Consider the following 15156-nt stretch of genomic DNA (forward strand, 5'->3'; position numbering starts at 1 on the left):
GCCGTTCCCCCTTGGACCGGTCGCCAGTCGGCGACGGAGTGCCAGTGCGGCGTGTCGAACGCCCTCATCCAAAAAAACCCACCCCCGTCAGCCCGGAAACTCGAACCGTAGGCGGTTCGCATATACGTTGGCTCGTGATTATATCGGTTCTGGCCCGTTGGAGCCGGTGGACAGGCCCGGCCGGCACAGCCACATTCACCGGCATGAACACCTCGGCCCAGCGCATCCGCAACCCTCGTCCAGCACGCCGGCACCTAGCTGCCGTCCCGTCCGATCAGTCAACCGTCACCAGCCTCGAGGTCGTGGACCTGGAGAACCTCCTGGCCCCCCTCCACGGCCGCGACCGAACCAGCCTCGTATCGGCAGCCAGCTGGGTGATGACCCTCATCGACGGGTGCACGTCGCACCGCATCGGCGTCGTGGCGGCCAACGGGCTGCTGTGTGCCACCGTTGCCTGGGACCTCCCCAAGCAGATGCGTCTGCTGGCGGTCCCACCCGGATCAGACAGCGCCGACCGCGCCCTCACTCGCTACGTCGACAGCCATCCTGTCGACCCCGACATCACCGTCATCTACTCCGGAGATCACCATTTTGTCGAACTGGCACGACAGGCACGATTCGCCTGGGTGATCGCCGGCACCGACCGGCTGTCGTCCCAGCTCGCGGCCGCAGCTGACGTGATCACCACCATCGACATCACCGCTCGGCGGGCACTCACCCGCACCGCCACCCCCGCAGCGGTGGCCGCATGAGGACCAACTGCGGACGCACCAACGAAGGGGGCCGCTGATGGAACGTCCACCGTTCAAGAGGCACTGCCGATGGAACAGCCGCTGCCGGAGCTGCCGGGGGTTCATCAGGGCAGACGGACCGATTTGGAAGCTGTCGGCCGGCTGGTCCTGCTACGGCTGCTACCGAGAGGCCTACGCCCGCTCTGGATGGGATGTGTGGTGAGCCCTGGTCCTGTGGCACTGGCCGCCGCCTGGCAAAGGGCGTGCGAGCGTCAAGACGTGCTCCGGGTACGGACGTCGGCCAGGAAGGTGCCGTCGGCGGTTCGCCAGAACCGCCACCCGTTGACCGCAGCCATCCCGGTGACGGCCCGTGACGCCATCGACAGTGTCTTCTGCGTCATGGCCAGTCCAACGGCGTGGTCGAGAGCCCATAACGAAACCAGCCAATTGGGAAGGCCCGCACGGGAACCTTCTGAACTGCGGTTGCAGGCCAACCGGGGCAACGTGCAGCGGATTCGACCGCGTGAGTTGATTGGGGGTGGCTCTCAGTTGCCCAGTTGCCAGACGGCGTCGTCGGGCCGTGTGACGCGTCGGTCGTACAGGGACGTTGTCTCCAGCCGTGCGTGGCCGGCGGCCTTCTGGACGGCGAGGACGTCGACGCCACGTTGGAGGTTGTGGGTGATGAAGGAGGCACGGAGCATGTGGGGGTGCAGGTGGATGCCGAGCACTGCGGTGCCGTAGCGGGTGATGATGCGGTAGGCGTCCTGACGGGTGAGCCGGGCAAGTGGGGTCCGGACCGGTTGGCCGTCCTTGTCGATGGTGGGGCGGACGAGCAGGGGGCCGTCGGCAGGGACGGCGTGGGTGTGGTGGTGTGCGCGGAGCGCAGCAAGGGTGCCGTCGGAGACGGGGACGGGTTCGCGTTCGCCCTTGGCGCGCTTGCGGGCGACGTTGAGGACCATGCGGGTGCCGTGGGGGATCAGGTGCTGGCGTCCGGCGTCGACGGCCTCGAACACGCGGAGGCCTGACTGGTAGAGCAGGCCGATGAGGGCCCGGTGGCAGGGGTCGCCGAGGCCATCGGGGCGGCGTGGACCGCCTGCGACGTCGAGGAGCAGTTGGGCCTGCTCCTGGGTTATGGCGCCGGTGTGCTCGGTCGTGCGCGACGCGTTCACCTCCGCCACGTCGCTGGTCAGGACGGGGTCGACGCGGTCAAGCGGGTTGCGGGGGAGCAGGTCCTCGCGGGCGAGGTGGTTGTAGAAGCCACGGGTCCCGGCGAGCCGACGCTTGACCGTGGAGGTCTTGGCCCCGTTCCTGTACAGGTCAGCCACCCATGCCTGCCCGACGGCGGTGGTGACGTCCAGCACCGAGAGGCCCCGGTCGGCCAGCCACCCCGTGAAGGCCTCGAAGTCGCCGGCGTAGGCGTTGCGGGTCCTCGGGTTGCCAATGCCGGCCAACCAGCTGCCCACGACGGCCGCCAGCGGGTGCTCGCCGCGTGTTGACCACTCAACGGCGGCGTCGTGCAGAGCGTCGCCCCGCAGCGGTTTGGTGGCGGATCGACCGAACCTGGCGGCGTAGGGGGCGTCGAGTCGGCGGGGGGCGTCGCGGAGCAGGACGGTGCGCGGTTCCGCAGCCTCGATCGCGCGCAGGCGATCGACCTCCGCCCGCGCCTGTGCGGTGACGAGCTCGATCTCTCCGGGCTCCGGGGCGCTCACGGGCGGATCCTCGCCATATGGGGGATGCATTCGCGGCGCAGTGCTGATGCGGGGCGGACAGGCGCGCTCATCTGGGGGGCGGTGAACCCCATCAACTCAGTCCTGGTCATAATGGGGATTATGACACAGCCAACCGGGGGGAAGGCTGATTCGTGCCCACACGAGAATGAAAGCCCCCATCGCCTCGCAAACAAGCCTTTCGTTTCGTTTCATTTCATGGCAGAATGAAATGAAAGTCCCTCTTCGGCGTCATTCAGCCCCGCCGATCGGCCCTCCGACCTCGCCGAGCGACAGCCAATGATCGAGACCGCCAAAGGCCCAGAACGCCTCCGAAGGGGCGGACGTACCGTTCCATGGATCACCATGTGGTCCGAGGAGCACCTCGACCGCCACGGACGCAGAGGCCTGTACCTCGAAGGCGACCGGGCAACCCTCCGCGACCCGGTCGGCTACCGGTTCTACCGGGGGCTGGTCTGGCAGGACGAGCCCGACGTGCGGGGCAGCGGCACTCCCCTGTGGGCCCAGGTGCACACTGCGCGGGCCGCCACCGCGATGGAGCAGGCCCTCTGCCAGGTCTGCGGGCACCCCGCGGCCCGCACTGACGGCACGATCCCGTGGATTCTCCCCGCCCGGAGGGAACCACGACGAGACGACGTCATCGTCACCGAGGACCCGCCGACCTGCGACGGCTGCCTGGACGAGGCCCTTGCATCGTGCCCCGCGCTGCACCAACCGTTCGTCCTCGACGTCCACGCCCACGACCTGGTCGGCTGGGTCGCGGCGGTCCGCTCCCCCGACGGTGGGACGGCCACGCGCTGGGTGTTCAGGCGCGACGACGCCGCACGGGGCGTCATCAAACGACGTCTCGCCGGCCTGACCCGGTGGACCGAGAGGACCCCATGAGCAGCACCACCACCGACACCACCACCGACGCCACGACCTGCGGGTTCCCCGGATGCACCCAGCCGCCATCGCGACGCGAGACCGGCGGCCGTCCGCCGGCCTACTGCGACGACGACAGCCACAACGCCCAGACCGCGTTCAGGGAACGGGCCAGGCTCGCCAAGCACGGGCCCCCACGACGCCCCGACGCGCCCGTCACCCAGGCCGCGGCGTCGGTGCGGTCGTTGGCGACCCGGATGGCGGAGGAACTCAACAACCACGTCGCCGGCGTCGCCGACCTGGCCGACGCCGCCATCACCGCACTCGTCACCTACTCCGACCGCGAGTCCTTCGAGGTCGAACTCCAACGTGCGGCGCTTGAGCATCAGCGAGAGATCGTCGCCGCCAACGAGGAACTGCAGAGCCAGCGCGAACGCACCGACGCCCTGCTGACGGAGATCGCTGACCAGCGGGCGCGGGCCGACCTCGCAGTGGCGGAACAGGCCGCCCTTGCCGACCGGCTCGACAAGGCCACCCGCAACCTCGAGGAATTGCGTGCCGCACTCGACTCCATCCGGCAGCAGAACGCCGAGGAGACGGCCCGCGCCAACGCAGAGGCCCGTCGCGCCGAGGAGCTCGAACAGGCGGTACTGGCGGCCAACCGGGCCGCTGAGGACCGGGCGGCCGAACGCGACCGTGCCAACGCCGACCGCGACGCCGCCGATGCCGCCGCCGACGCCGAGCGCACACGATCCGCCGAAGCCATCGAACGCGCCGAGGGACTCATCGCGCGGGCCGATGCCGCCGCGGAGGACGAACGCGCACGCGCCGCGGCCGCCGCCGACCGGGCCGACGCGGCCGTCGCGGCCGCCGACCGTCGGGTCGACGCCGCCGAGCAACGGGCCGCCTCTGCCATCGACAACGCCAACGAGGTCGCACGGGCCGCCGAAGCACGCGCCGACGCCGCCGAACGACGAGCTGACGATGCCGAACGGCGCCGTGCCGACGCCGAACGCCGCACCGATGCAGCAGCGGAGCGCTACCGCGAGGAGCTGGCCGCCATGGGAGCCATCATCGACCAACTCCGCAGCGACGCCGACAAGTCGGATACGGAGCCATGAGCCCGCGCCCTGTGGCCCTGCGGACGGAACAGGCCCGGTGAACTTGCCGCCGGGCCCCACGCTCCGTCGGCCCCTGGGGACGATCCTGCGCCACGTCGGCCCCCTCGGCTGCCTGGTCGGCGGACTGCGTGTCGTCTCACCCGAGCCGCCGTGCTCCTTCGGCTTGGTCGGCGGCGACGGCGAGTGGATCGACGCCGACACGGGCGCGTGGACCCGGGTCACCGACGCCAGGTTCGAGATCGTCGTGCAATCCCACCGCCACATCGGTGGGATCCTCAGACAGGCGCGGACATGGGAGCGCGAGGGCACCCCTCTCGTGTACGCCTGCGGGACCGTGGCGCTGCTGCACGATGGCACCCTCGGCATGCTGCTCCCCCGCACCCACTGGACGCCGCAACCCCACCAGCGGCACCACCGGTGACGCACCACTTCGCCCTTGCGGCATTACCTCCGCACGGTCGCGGAGGATTGCGCCGGGGAGCACCGCGGTGACGGCCGTGAGCATCTTGGGCGCGTCATGAAGGATCGCATGAAGCGCCACGATGACGGTGAAGGCAGCTTGGTCTACGGGGGCTTCAAGACGGGTGAATTGGCCGATGACGGACGCATCGAACCGACACGGTGCACGTACGAGAACTTCATGCGGTCCGGCAGATGGACCGGGCTCCGAGGAATGAAGATCAGACCATGACGCAGCGAGCCCTTGAGGACATGACCACCGCACTCATTCCCGAGGCCCGCTCGCAGGTGCACTCGAGTCAATGGGATGTGGAACACACCTTCGGGATCCGAATCCCTCGGCTCGTTTCGAGGAACGGGGCGATTCCTGCTACCAGTGACCTGTGGGAGGAGTTGTCCTACCACCTGTTCCGCCAAGCGCTGCTGCTGCACCCGGTAGATGGCGACTGGGCTCGCTGCCGTGCTTCGCTTGCGGCGGCTGCAGCGGCTAAGCACATCGAGGCACTGAGGGACTCGGTACGGCTCGACACCTGGTCGGCGTTCCGGCCGGTCGTGATCGGCGCAATCGGCGGGTCCGGGTTCGTGTGGAAGGCCGTGCAAGACGACTGGTGGCGACCGCGACCCGATCCCGACCCCGACGGCTTCACCGAGCCGCTGGCAGGTGGTTTCCTCGCGATGGCTGCGCGCGAGACCACTCGCGCGCACACCCTGTTCGGGCAGGCACTCGAAGGCGTCCGCGGCACCGGTCCCCGGACGGCGGAGATGTTCGGGGGCCTCGCAGAGCTCGGACGAGCGATCTGCCGGCAGGACGCAACTGCGGTCAACAACCGCGCGGCCGACCGGGCGGCGATGTGGGCGAAGTTCGTCGCCGACGACTCCGAGTTCGACGCTCGGATCGACACCATCGACTACTACGGCCTTGGGTTCCTCGCCGTCGCCCGCGACTGGAAGCTCGACATCACCGACAACCCGGCCATGCCGCCCGGTCTGATCAGCCCCTTTGGGGCGGCCGAGAGCGCCTGGGCGGCCTTCCTGGCCTCCGGTGAGATGCGCAGCTACACGGACCGCACCTGATTGCCTACAACCCTCCCCCTCTACGCCCACCCTCTCGATGCGGTCCCCGAACTGGCCGGCCCGACGTGCTGCTCGACACCCTCGATCGGGAGGCGGTCTGGCTGACCCACTCGGGCACTCCTCCACTGCCAGAGAGGCGTTCCGCGACTGGCTGACGGCCTGCTGTGCCAATGCCGGCATGCCATCGGCAGTCCTAGATTCATAGCCACGAGTCGACCGAAACAGGCTCCTGACGCCGGGCGTGATGTTCCCCGGGTTCGTCGGTCGGGGACGGGCGGTGCAGTATGAGGGATGCCACATGGGTTCTTACCGCCGTTACACCGATGATGAGAAGGCCGCCGCAGTCCAGATGATTCGCGACGGCAAGACGGTGCGTGTCGCTGCTGCAAGGTTCGATGCCTCGGAGCGGTCGGTGAAGCGGTGGTGCGACGCAGCGGGCGTCACCCCGCGGTGGGGGCAACGGGGGGTGCCTGGCAATGTCAGGACCGAGGCGGCGCTCCTGGTCCGCTCGGGCGCGTCGTTCAGCTCCGTTGCGGCCCGCTTCGGCGTGTCGAGAACTGCCGTGCACAACTGGGTTGCCGAGTTCAACGCCGCGAGAGCCGGGATTCCCGACCTCGAGGCTGCAGACATGGTGGAACTGGTCACCCATGGCGTGTCGATCGCCAAGGTCGCCAAACGGGCGGGGCTGACCGAGGAGGCCGTCGAGAAGGTCCTTCGCAGGGCAGGCGGCAGCAGGTAGCCGCGACCCTGTCCGCAACGAGGAAGCCGTTGAGGTACAGCAGGAGCCCCGCGGCATCGGCCATGGTCCGGAGATTCCTTTGGGCTTGTGCGCCAGCTTCAAGTCGTCGAGCAGGCAGACAAGAAACGGCCCCCATGAAGGGGGCCGTTGGTACGGGGCGGGTCGGTTCAGGCGGCGATGGGCAGCGGCGCGGCCTGAAGCGCGGCCTCAGTCGCGGCGCTGTGGCCGATGATGGCGTCGAACAGGTCGAGGTCGTCCATCAGCCGAGCCATGCCGGCGGCGACCTTCGGGTCGGCCGGGTCGATACGGCTGGCGGGGAAGTCGAGAACCTTCATCATCGTGCTCCTGTGACTGCCGGGGATGTCTTGCCCCCGTCATTCCGGAGGCGGTCGTCCCGGGTCGAGGCGCGGTCCGCATGCTCCTCCAGCACAGCGCCTATGAGGGTGGCGAACGCTGCCGCCGCCTGCTGCGGCACCACCCCGTTGCCCAGCATCCGCAACTGCTGCCGTCGGCTGAGTCCAGGCACGCCGGTTACGAAATTTGGGGCCAATCCGAGCATCCACTCAACCAGCATGGGCGACAGCCTTCTGGCCCCGTTCTTGCCGGTCACGGTTGGTTCCGGCACCTCCACCCCGGTGATGTCCTCCCACCGGGCGATCGCGAACGCGTAGGGCCCCCAGACCGACATGATGTCGGCCTCTCGGAACTCGGACTCGCTGATCCGGTCGAACGCGGCACGTTCGGCGCTGCTCAGGCGTCCGTCGGCTGCGGCTTCGGCGATCCCACCGAGCAGCAGTTCGTCGGACCGGGAGCCACCACGCGTGATCTGGCCTCCGGTCGCGGCGGCCACGGTCGGGGTGGGAAGCAGCTCGACGACGGTGTTGAGGTTGGGTGATCCCTGCCGTTCTCCCCCGGATCCGTTGCCGTCGGACACCACCGGGGTCGGGAGGTGCCGGGCTTCGTCCCCGGCTCGGGACCCGCGTCGCGGGTTAAGCGAATCCGGACCGTCACCTGCCCAGCCGCCATCACCGAACAGCGTCGGGGCCGCAGGATCCTGCCGCTTGGTCGGTGCCGGGGACGGCGCGAACCGGCGTGAATAGCCGGGCACCTCGTCCCAGGATCGGAACTCGCGCGGCAGGATCCCTTGGACGAGTTCGACGACCTGTGCGAGGGAGGGGGCCGACCATTGGTCAGCGTCCACCATCAGCCGACGAGAGGTCCGATCAGCCGCCCTGCGCGGGGTCGGCAGCAACCTCACATCGTCGTGCTCCGGTCCGTCATCAGGTACTCGACCTCGTCCGCCAGCGACGGCCCCTGGCCGCGCTGACGACGCAACTCCGGGGACATCCCGCCAGACCCGTCCCCGAGGCTTGCCAGCGGGGTACGCAACACAGAACCAGCGTGCTCGCCGATGGGGCGCGCCGACATGGTCCGCAGATAGCACACCCCACCGAGCATCGAACCCGAGCGCGGCCAAGTCCCTGAGAACGACTCCGAGGGCCCCGACCCGAACAGGTTCATCTGCGGAACCTCCCACGATGTCTTGCCCACAAGACGGGCAACGAACGGTTCCGTCGGCACCGGGTCGTCGGCCGTCCGGTTGATCGCCGCCATCCGGTCGCGGATCGCGGCGAGTTCCCCGGGGTCCACCGTGGCCGACGCCCGCAGCGCCAGTTCGGCCCGCTCCGTCATCGCCCACAGATGATCGGTCACCCACCGAAGGAATGGTTCGGTGGCCGGACCGGCCAGCAGCCACCGCCACAGCCCCGGGTCCCCCGGTCTGATCTGTTCCAGGATTCCGCCCCACTGGCTGGTCAGCGCACGCAGGTCCGTTTCCCCGCCGGTCTGGGCGATGCACACCACCGGGACCAGGCCCTGCTGCGAGGGCTGCATCGACAGCGTCCCGCATTCCTCCAACAGTCCAGCCGCATCGGCAGCGGTTGGGTTCGACATCGATCTCTCCTCCGGCAGTAAGCAGTCCGGCGACGTTCTCCAGCAACACCATCTGGGGGCGCATCGCCGCGATCGCCCGGGCCACCTCGGTCCACAATCCCGAGCGCTCCCCGTCGGTGATACCGGCACGACGTCCGGCAGCGCTCAGGTCTTGGCAGGGGAAGCCTGCGCAGAGCACATCCACGGGGTCCACCGACGCCCAGTCGATCGACGTCACGTCGCCCAGGTTGGGGATGTCTGGGTACCGGTGTTCGAGCAGAGCGCAGGCGGATGGGTCGATCTCGGCATGCCATTTGACCTGCCCGCCAACGACAGCACGAGCCGCGGCATCGAGCCCCCCGTAGCCGGTGAACAACGAGCCTATGGACAGGCGGTCTTGAATCTGCGTCATTGGTGCTTCGTGAACTGTCGCCGCGAGTTCGGACATCACCGCCATTCCGCACCCGGGACGCGGAATGCACCCGGTGTCGCACCTAGTCAATAGCGTCGCTGTCGCTCAACCTTCCCGCCGCCCTTTCCTCTCCGGACGGAGTCCGTCGCTTGCCCTGTTTGCGTGCAGTCACCCTCGTCGCAGGTCGGCTCTCGGGCCAGCTCAGCCACGACGGCACGACCTGGGAGTCCTTCGACGTGCCCCTGCGCGAGGCATGGGTCCACGAGGCGTTCATATCCTCTGAGATGACGGCCCGTCTGCTCTGGGAGCAGCAGGACTTCCATCCGGGCATCACCCCCGAGGACGCCGAATGGGACCCTCGGGTCCTGACGCAGTCGTCGGAGCCGGCCAAACAGCGGATGTTCGCACTCGCACGAGACGCGGTGGCCGTTGAGGACATCGCAGCGGAGTACGGCCTGGACCGCCGCGACGTCGCCGAGTGGCTGCGCCGCACGGGCCAAGGCCGACCATGAGACCCGATGAGCTCCACGACGACGCCAGCCGAACTGCGATGGGGTGACCCTGCGGACGGGTTCTCATGGACCGTTGGTGGGCGGCGATGCGACCTGCTGGCCGCGGTCGCCTCGGCGGCGATCCCCCGCCGTCCCGTCGACATCCACCTCGCCGCCATCGACCGGCACGTCGCACAGGTCATCGGCTGGCTCGACGACACCTCCCCGGTTGAAGGGCTGAAACGCACGTCGCTGCACCGACTGGCCAACTCCATTGGTCGTGCTCTCGGTGAGCTCGCAGCGGTCTACGAGGATGGTGCCATCACCCCGTCCCCAGGTGACGGACGTGCGCTCGGCCCGGCTGCTGACCTCCTCGTCAACTGCTTGGCGCTCACCGGTGGCATCCCCAAGCGCCACGTCGAACAGCCCGTCATGGCCGTCGGGATCGACGAAGCGACCTATGAGCCGTGGGACCCCGCCGATACGACGACAGGTGGCTGGCGGCACGTCGACGGCACCCCAGTCCCGCTCACGGCGCTCGTGCCGTCCACCGACGCAGCGTCGGCTCACGCCGCTCTGCTCAGCGCGCCGGCCAGCCGGGAGGACGCCGCGCTGCTGCTGGCCGACTGGGTCGACTACAACCGGGTCGGCGAAACCGTTCGGATCCACGACTTCCCAGCCGACGTCATGGCCACCTGCACGGCCGCAGCGCGCTCCATCAGCGCATAGTTCCCCGCAGACTCCTGCCCGACCGACTCACTCAGCCAGTGTTTGCGATGCTGCCGACACCGTCGCGGCCGAGCCATCCGAGGTCTTCGGTCACCGTGGCCAGGTCAGCCTCGAGTGCGGCGAGCAGAGGATCGGGAGCCCCCGAGCCGCGCAGCACGGGGATGACCGCAGCAAGCATCGCTGCCAGTCCCCTGCCGGCCGGTGCGAGGTCGACTTCGCCGGCGACCGCCCGTTGCAGGCCGTCGGCGGCAGCGATGACCCGTTCCGCCGGTATCGCGTCGGTGCTGTAGACCGCCGGTTGTGCCCGCATGGCACGGATGTGCAGCACAAGGGTTGCCCACAGCCTCGGCGCACCGGTCTGGGTCCGGCATGCGACGAGGAACTGGTCGAACCGGCCGTCCTCGGCCAGGTGAATCAGCACCGGGTTGCGGGTCGCGACGTCGGCCGACCGGACCGCGTTGACCGTGTCAACGATGACCGTCCGGTCAGTCGTTCCGACGGTGAACCATCGCCCGTCGGTGGCCATTGGGCAGACCCCGCCTACCCGGTTGCGGCTGCCTGGGTGGCTTGTGCCCTGGCCAGGCCGTGCTTGACGAGTTCGGTGAGCGCCGCTTTGGCGTGGTCCTTCTGGCGTGCGTCGATGAGCATCACCGGCACGTCGCCCGGCACGTCGAGGGCGTTTCGCACATCCTCTGTGCTGTGGGTCGGGATCCCGTCGAAGCAGTTGATCGCAACCACGAACGGGAGGCCCTTGGACTCGAAGTAGTCGACGGCCATGAAGGAGTCCTCCAGCCGCCTGGTGTCCAGCAACACGATCGCACCGAGCGCTCCGACCGACAGCTGGTTCCACATGAACTTGAAACGCTCCTGCCCCGGGGTGCCGAACAGGTACAGCCACAGGTTGTCGTTGAGCGGGGCCCGCCCAAAGTCCATGGCGACCGTCGTGGTGGTCTTGCGGTCGCTGACCACACCGGCGTCGTCGATGCCGATCGACGCCTCGGTGATGGGTGCCTCGGTTGTGAAGGGCCTGATGTCAGACACCGCCTTGACGAAGGTCGTCTTGCCGGCGGCGAAGCCGCCTGCGATGACGACCTTGACGGTCTTCACGGGGCCGGGTGCCACCGGTTGGCTAAAGGTTTGCGATGCCATCGAGCACCTCTGTGAGCAGGGTGATGTCTTGGTGCGGGGCGACCTGCGCTTTGGCCTGTTGGCCCAGTGACAGAACTCCGATGTCAACGAGGTCGAGCACGAGGACCCTCACGACACCGACGGCCAGTTGGGACCCGGCCGACAGGTCAACGACGGTCTGAGGGGAGGTGCACTGGCTGGCGAGCGCAGCCTCGTCGGGGTTCAGTGGCCTCGGTGCGCTGTTGCCGGTTCGGGTGATCGGGGTTTCCAACGGCAGGTCGGATTCGTCACGGGCGCGGCCGCGCGTGACAACGAACTCCCGAAGGCGGCGGCTCATCGGGGAAGGTCGGCCTTCAACCGGTCGATGATCTCCGGGGAAAGGGTCGGGCCGACGCGCTTGGCCAGTTCGGCAAGCTGGTGGCCGACCCGGCCGATGTCGCTGTTGCGATCGGCGATGGCGGAGATGACCGCACCCGCGGCGAGCTGGCGGATGATCAGGAAGCCGCCGGGGTACTGCAGGAGCTGCTGCTGGATGCGTCCGGCGTTGAACATCTCACCGGCGCCGAGTGCCATGCTCGACAGTCCCGAGACGACCGCTGCGAGGCTGTCAGCGGTTTCGCGGTTCATCGACTGGTCCATGGTGACCAGCAGTCCGTCGACGGACACCACGACGGCCGCGTTCACGCCTGGGCTGTCGTTGACGAAGGCGTTGAGCAACCACTGGAGGTCGTCGGAGCCCACGGGCTGCGGTGGAGCCGCTGGCTGCAGAGGGTTCACGTGTCGGTTCCTTGGATCGATTCGAACATGGCTGAGAGGGCGTCGGGGTCTGGTTCGTCGTCGCTCATGGCGGAGAACAGTCCGCCGAATGCCGCGGCGGGCTGCGGCTTGTGTGCCTTGCTGGTCCGGATGGGCAGCACGGTCGCCGGTGATGACGGGGTCGGTGGCGGCGCGGGGGTCTGGGTATCTGTTCCGCGTGAGGGAAGGACTGCCGTCGGCCCGTCGACACCTTCGGTGGGGGCCGAGATCACGGGCATGCCCAGCGCGGACGCGACGGGCTCAGGATGTGCCGTCAGCGGTGCGTGAGCAGCCGTCGGTTGCTGGTGGTCCACGATGCGCCGCGGCAGGGAGACGGGAATCGGGGGCGGGGCGGGTGGTGGTTGGCTGCCCCATCCGGTCTGCGCGGCAGACGGAGGCTCCGCAGGGGCTGTCGGCGGTCCCGCGGGCGGGTTCTCAACGACCCTGAGATGCGGGGCGGCCCCGTTGCTGCGCGGGGTGTCGGTCCAACCGGTGTTGGCGGCAGCGTCGCGTGCAGCGGGGGTCGGGGCGTCGGGGATCCCGAGTTGATCGGCAGGGGATGTGGGCGCAGCCTGAGACACCATCGGGTGTCGCAGAGGCCCGTTGGGTTCGGCAGGTCCTGGGAACGGCGTGGACCACCCGTCGGGCGAGATGACCGACCGACGGCGTCGCAGTGCCCACCCGACCGATCGGTTGTCGTTGGCCGGTGGCTCTTCAGTGGCCGCTGGAGCGCCCTGTGCGGCCACGGCGGGACCGGCCGGCTCGGTGTGGGTACCAGCGGCCGCCGGCGGCACAGCGGGTCCGTATGGTGCGGCTGGAAGGACCCTGTTCGGGAAGGTGTGGCCGACGACGGTGTCGCCCGCCTGCTCATCGGCGCCGTGGGCTGCCCGTGTGCCCCGTCGGCGCTTCTCGGAGTCGTTGCCCTTGAACCATGACGCGAACGTCCGGCGGGTCGCCTCGACCATCGATTTGTCGCTGTCGTCCTCGGCGACCGGCACGGGGGCCTGGGCCGGGTTGTCGTCGGCGTCGACCGGGGCTTGCATGATCGGTGAGGGAAGCGCGAACCCGGTCTGGGGGTCGATGAGCAGGCTCGACGGGATCCGCACGTTGGCCTCGACGCCTCCGTAGCCGTCCGAGGGTCGGCTCAGGCTGACGTCCACCCCGAGTTCACGGGCGATCAGTCCGACCACGTACAGGCCGAGCTGCTGGGATTCGGCCGCGTCCAGCAGTGGCGGGTCGATGATCCGTTGCATCGCCGTCGACATGGCCTCGTCGTCCATGCCGATGCCGTGGTCGCGGATGCTGACCGTCACCGTCGAGTCGGGGTTGTCGATCACGCCGGCGTGAACGATCTGGTCGGGCGGGGAGAACCGCAACGCGTTGTCGATGAGGTTTGAAAGGAGCTGGGACAGGGCTGGGACGACATAGCCGGCCGCCTGCAGTCCCCGGCCGGGGTTGGACACCTCGACGCGTCGGAAGTCCTTGGTTTCCGACGCTGCCGACCGGATCAGGTCATAGACCCGTATTGGGTCCTCGTCGGGGTCAGCGATCCTGCCCTCGCCCGTCAGGGTCAGCATCGACTCGGCGTGTCGTCGCAGTTGCACGATGGCTTGGTCGAGCTCGTAGAGCCGTTCCAGCCGCTTGGGGTCGGCCTCATCGCGCTGCATCCGTTCCAGCTGCTCCAACGCCAGGTCCACGCCGTCCTTGGTGCGCAGCGCCATGTTGGTGACCGTGGCGTTGGTGCCTTCGCGGACGCGGGCCTGCCCGACGGCGACGTCGAGGGCCTCCTGGGAGGAGTCGACAACGGCTGTGGCCAGGACACCGATTTCGTCGCGTCGATCGCGCAGGACCGGGTCGAGATCATCGGCGACGCGTCCGACCTGGTCGCCCTGCGCGGCTTCGGCAACGGCGGACGGCAGTCGGTTGCGGACGTATTCGGCGAACCCGGTCAGCTTGGCCAGCGGCCTGATCACGGTCCGGTTGAGGATCATCGGCACCAGCAGGACCAGCAGTGCCGCGGCGCCAGCCAGGGCAACGGCGATCAGGAACCGGTTCTGGGCCTCGGCGTTGATGGCGTCAGCGAGGTCCCCCAGGACGGCGTTGATCGTGATCGATTGCCCCGCCAGGGTGTCACCGACACCAATGAGGCTGGGGAGCAGGTCGGCTGCGGTCACGTCGAGACCGTCGGCGGGACCGACGCCGTCGAAGTCGGTGAGCGGTTGAACGGCAGCGGTCGCGTCGTCGGCCAGCCCGGGTGCTGCGGTGCTGAACTCGTTGAGCCACACCTGACGTTCGGCGGACGTCCCGACAGTTCGGATGAGCAGGGTGTCTCGCGCGGTGCCGCTGTCCAGTGCGACCAGCACCGACATCGACTGGTCGGTGACGGCTTGGCGGAGCTTGACCAGCGCCGACAGGGCCGCCATGGCCGAGGAGATGCCGGCGTCCTCGATCACGTTTCCTGCGGCGTCGATCCGGGCGATGAGGTCGTGGGTGAGCGCCGAGTACCGTTCCGCGGTGGTGAACTCGCGGCCTGTTCCCGACCCGGAGTCCAGCACCGCCCTGGTCTGGGCGAGGCCTGGGACGGCCGTGTCGACGGCGGCTTGCCCGGCGAGGCTGCCGGCCTCCGAGGTGACGGTTGCCAGCAGGTCTGCCGCTGCGCTGTCGGTGGCGGATCGGGCCTGAGCGACGTCGGCGATGGCGACATCGGCATCGGGGTTCAGGGAGGCGACCGACAGCAGCGACTCCTGCTGGATGGCGGCGATCAGGCGATCTGCGGCCTGTGCCGACACGAGGATCTCGATGGTGGTGTCGGCTTCGGCTTGGAGTGCCCCGGCCCCCACGACCTGGAATCCGGCAACCGCGACAAGGCCCATCGCGGGGGTGATGAGCAACGCGAGTAGTCGTGTGCGGATGCTGAGGTTCACCGGGTCTCCCTGGCTGGCGGTCGTCCTTTA

18 protein-coding genes and 1 pseudogene are annotated in these 15156 nt (G+C 68.8%); 8 read left to right on the top strand and 11 right to left on the bottom strand.

What is annotated here, in order from left to right; genetic code table 11:
* Positions 1-203 precede the first annotated feature (203 nt).
* Positions 204-752, top strand: a complete 549-nt coding sequence (locus DVS28_RS26660; RefSeq protein ID WP_114594693.1) for a hypothetical protein — start codon at positions 204-206, stop codon at positions 750-752.
* 251 nt (positions 753-1003) lie between these two features.
* Here DVS28_RS26660 and DVS28_RS30090 read toward each other — a convergent pair whose 3' ends face one another.
* Positions 1004-1132 (bottom strand): hypothetical protein, encoded by a 129-nt coding sequence (locus DVS28_RS30090; protein ID WP_281273562.1) that lies wholly within the window; start codon positions 1130-1132, stop codon positions 1004-1006.
* 144 nt (positions 1133-1276) lie between these two features.
* The gene (locus tag DVS28_RS26665; protein ID WP_164711143.1) at positions 1277-2440 is read right to left on the bottom strand and encodes a tyrosine-type recombinase/integrase; all 1164 of its coding nucleotides are present in this window, start codon (positions 2438-2440) and stop codon (positions 1277-1279) included.
* A 363-nt stretch (positions 2441-2803) separates the two neighbouring features.
* Between DVS28_RS26665 and DVS28_RS26670 the strand changes: the two genes are divergently transcribed.
* The 5 genes from DVS28_RS26670 to DVS28_RS26690 all read left to right on the top strand — a co-directional run bounded on the left by DVS28_RS26670 (position 2804) and on the right by DVS28_RS26690 (position 6715).
* Positions 2804-3343 (top strand): hypothetical protein, encoded by a 540-nt coding sequence (locus DVS28_RS26670; protein WP_114594695.1) that lies wholly within the window; start codon positions 2804-2806, stop codon positions 3341-3343.
* Positions 3340-4443, top strand: a complete 1104-nt coding sequence (locus DVS28_RS26675) for a coiled-coil domain-containing protein (protein ID WP_164711144.1) — start codon at positions 3340-3342, stop codon at positions 4441-4443. The genes DVS28_RS26670 and DVS28_RS26675 overlap by 4 nt, the downstream gene beginning before the upstream one ends.
* Before the next feature lie 37 nt (positions 4444-4480).
* Complete coding sequence (locus DVS28_RS26680; RefSeq protein WP_114594697.1) at positions 4481-4864, top strand: hypothetical protein; 384 nt, start codon at positions 4481-4483, stop codon at positions 4862-4864.
* Between the two features lie 290 nt (positions 4865-5154).
* On the top strand, positions 5155-5976 hold the full coding sequence (locus tag DVS28_RS28900) for a hypothetical protein (protein ID WP_216826625.1): 822 nt from the start codon (positions 5155-5157) through the stop codon (positions 5974-5976).
* A gap of 244 nt (positions 5977-6220) precedes the next feature.
* Positions 6221-6715, top strand: coding sequence for a helix-turn-helix domain-containing protein (locus tag DVS28_RS26690; RefSeq protein ID WP_114594699.1), 495 nt, complete (start codon positions 6221-6223; stop codon positions 6713-6715).
* A gap of 167 nt (positions 6716-6882) precedes the next feature.
* On the opposite strand, the gene DVS28_RS28905 is transcribed toward DVS28_RS26690, so the two are convergent.
* From DVS28_RS28905 to DVS28_RS26695, 4 genes and pseudogenes are all read right to left on the bottom strand, one after another.
* Positions 6883-7050, bottom strand: coding sequence for a hypothetical protein (locus DVS28_RS28905; RefSeq protein WP_164711147.1), 168 nt, complete (start codon positions 7048-7050; stop codon positions 6883-6885).
* Positions 7050-7967: a hypothetical protein gene (locus tag DVS28_RS28910; protein WP_216826647.1), complete on the bottom strand. Its 918-nt coding sequence runs from the start codon at positions 7965-7967 to the stop codon at positions 7050-7052. Before DVS28_RS28910 ends, DVS28_RS28905 begins: the two co-directional genes overlap by 1 nt.
* Positions 7968-7969: 2 nt before the next feature.
* On the bottom strand, positions 7970-8428 hold the full coding sequence (locus DVS28_RS28915; protein WP_164711044.1) for a hypothetical protein: 459 nt from the start codon (positions 8426-8428) through the stop codon (positions 7970-7972).
* Between the two features lie 268 nt (positions 8429-8696).
* A pseudogene (locus tag DVS28_RS26695) lies at positions 8697-9104 on the bottom strand (DNA cytosine methyltransferase); the annotation flags it as partial.
* Between the two features lie 113 nt (positions 9105-9217).
* Here DVS28_RS26695 and DVS28_RS26700 point away from each other — a divergent pair.
* Positions 9218-9571, top strand: a complete 354-nt coding sequence (locus DVS28_RS26700; RefSeq protein WP_114594700.1) for a hypothetical protein — start codon at positions 9218-9220, stop codon at positions 9569-9571.
* Between the two features lie 6 nt (positions 9572-9577).
* A complete protein-coding gene (locus DVS28_RS26705) occupies positions 9578-10279 on the top strand; it encodes a hypothetical protein (RefSeq protein WP_114594701.1) in 702 nt (233 codons plus the stop codon).
* A 31-nt stretch (positions 10280-10310) separates the two neighbouring features.
* Here DVS28_RS26705 and DVS28_RS26710 read toward each other — a convergent pair whose 3' ends face one another.
* Genes DVS28_RS26710 through DVS28_RS26730 form a run of 5 tightly spaced genes read right to left on the bottom strand, consistent with a single transcriptional unit; the run spans position 10311 to position 15126 of the window.
* A complete protein-coding gene (locus tag DVS28_RS26710; RefSeq protein ID WP_114594702.1) occupies positions 10311-10805 on the bottom strand; it encodes a hypothetical protein in 495 nt (164 codons plus the stop codon).
* Between the two features lie 14 nt (positions 10806-10819).
* The gene (locus DVS28_RS26715; protein WP_114594703.1) at positions 10820-11428 is read right to left on the bottom strand and encodes a GTP-binding protein; all 609 of its coding nucleotides are present in this window, start codon (positions 11426-11428) and stop codon (positions 10820-10822) included.
* Positions 11409-11744 (bottom strand): DUF742 domain-containing protein, encoded by a 336-nt coding sequence (locus tag DVS28_RS26720; protein WP_114594704.1) that lies wholly within the window; start codon positions 11742-11744, stop codon positions 11409-11411. Before DVS28_RS26720 ends, DVS28_RS26715 begins: the two co-directional genes overlap by 20 nt.
* On the bottom strand, positions 11741-12184 hold the full coding sequence (locus tag DVS28_RS26725) for a roadblock/LC7 domain-containing protein (RefSeq protein ID WP_164711148.1): 444 nt from the start codon (positions 12182-12184) through the stop codon (positions 11741-11743). The genes DVS28_RS26720 and DVS28_RS26725 overlap by 4 nt, the downstream gene beginning before the upstream one ends.
* The gene (locus DVS28_RS26730) at positions 12181-15126 is read right to left on the bottom strand and encodes a nitrate- and nitrite sensing domain-containing protein (RefSeq protein WP_114594706.1); all 2946 of its coding nucleotides are present in this window, start codon (positions 15124-15126) and stop codon (positions 12181-12183) included. The genes DVS28_RS26725 and DVS28_RS26730 overlap by 4 nt, the downstream gene beginning before the upstream one ends.
* Between the last annotated feature and the right edge of the window lie 30 nt (positions 15127-15156).

The sequence above is a fragment of the Euzebya pacifica genome (assembly GCF_003344865.1).
GTDB classification, from domain to species: Bacteria; Actinomycetota; Nitriliruptoria; order Euzebyales; family Euzebyaceae; genus Euzebya; species Euzebya pacifica.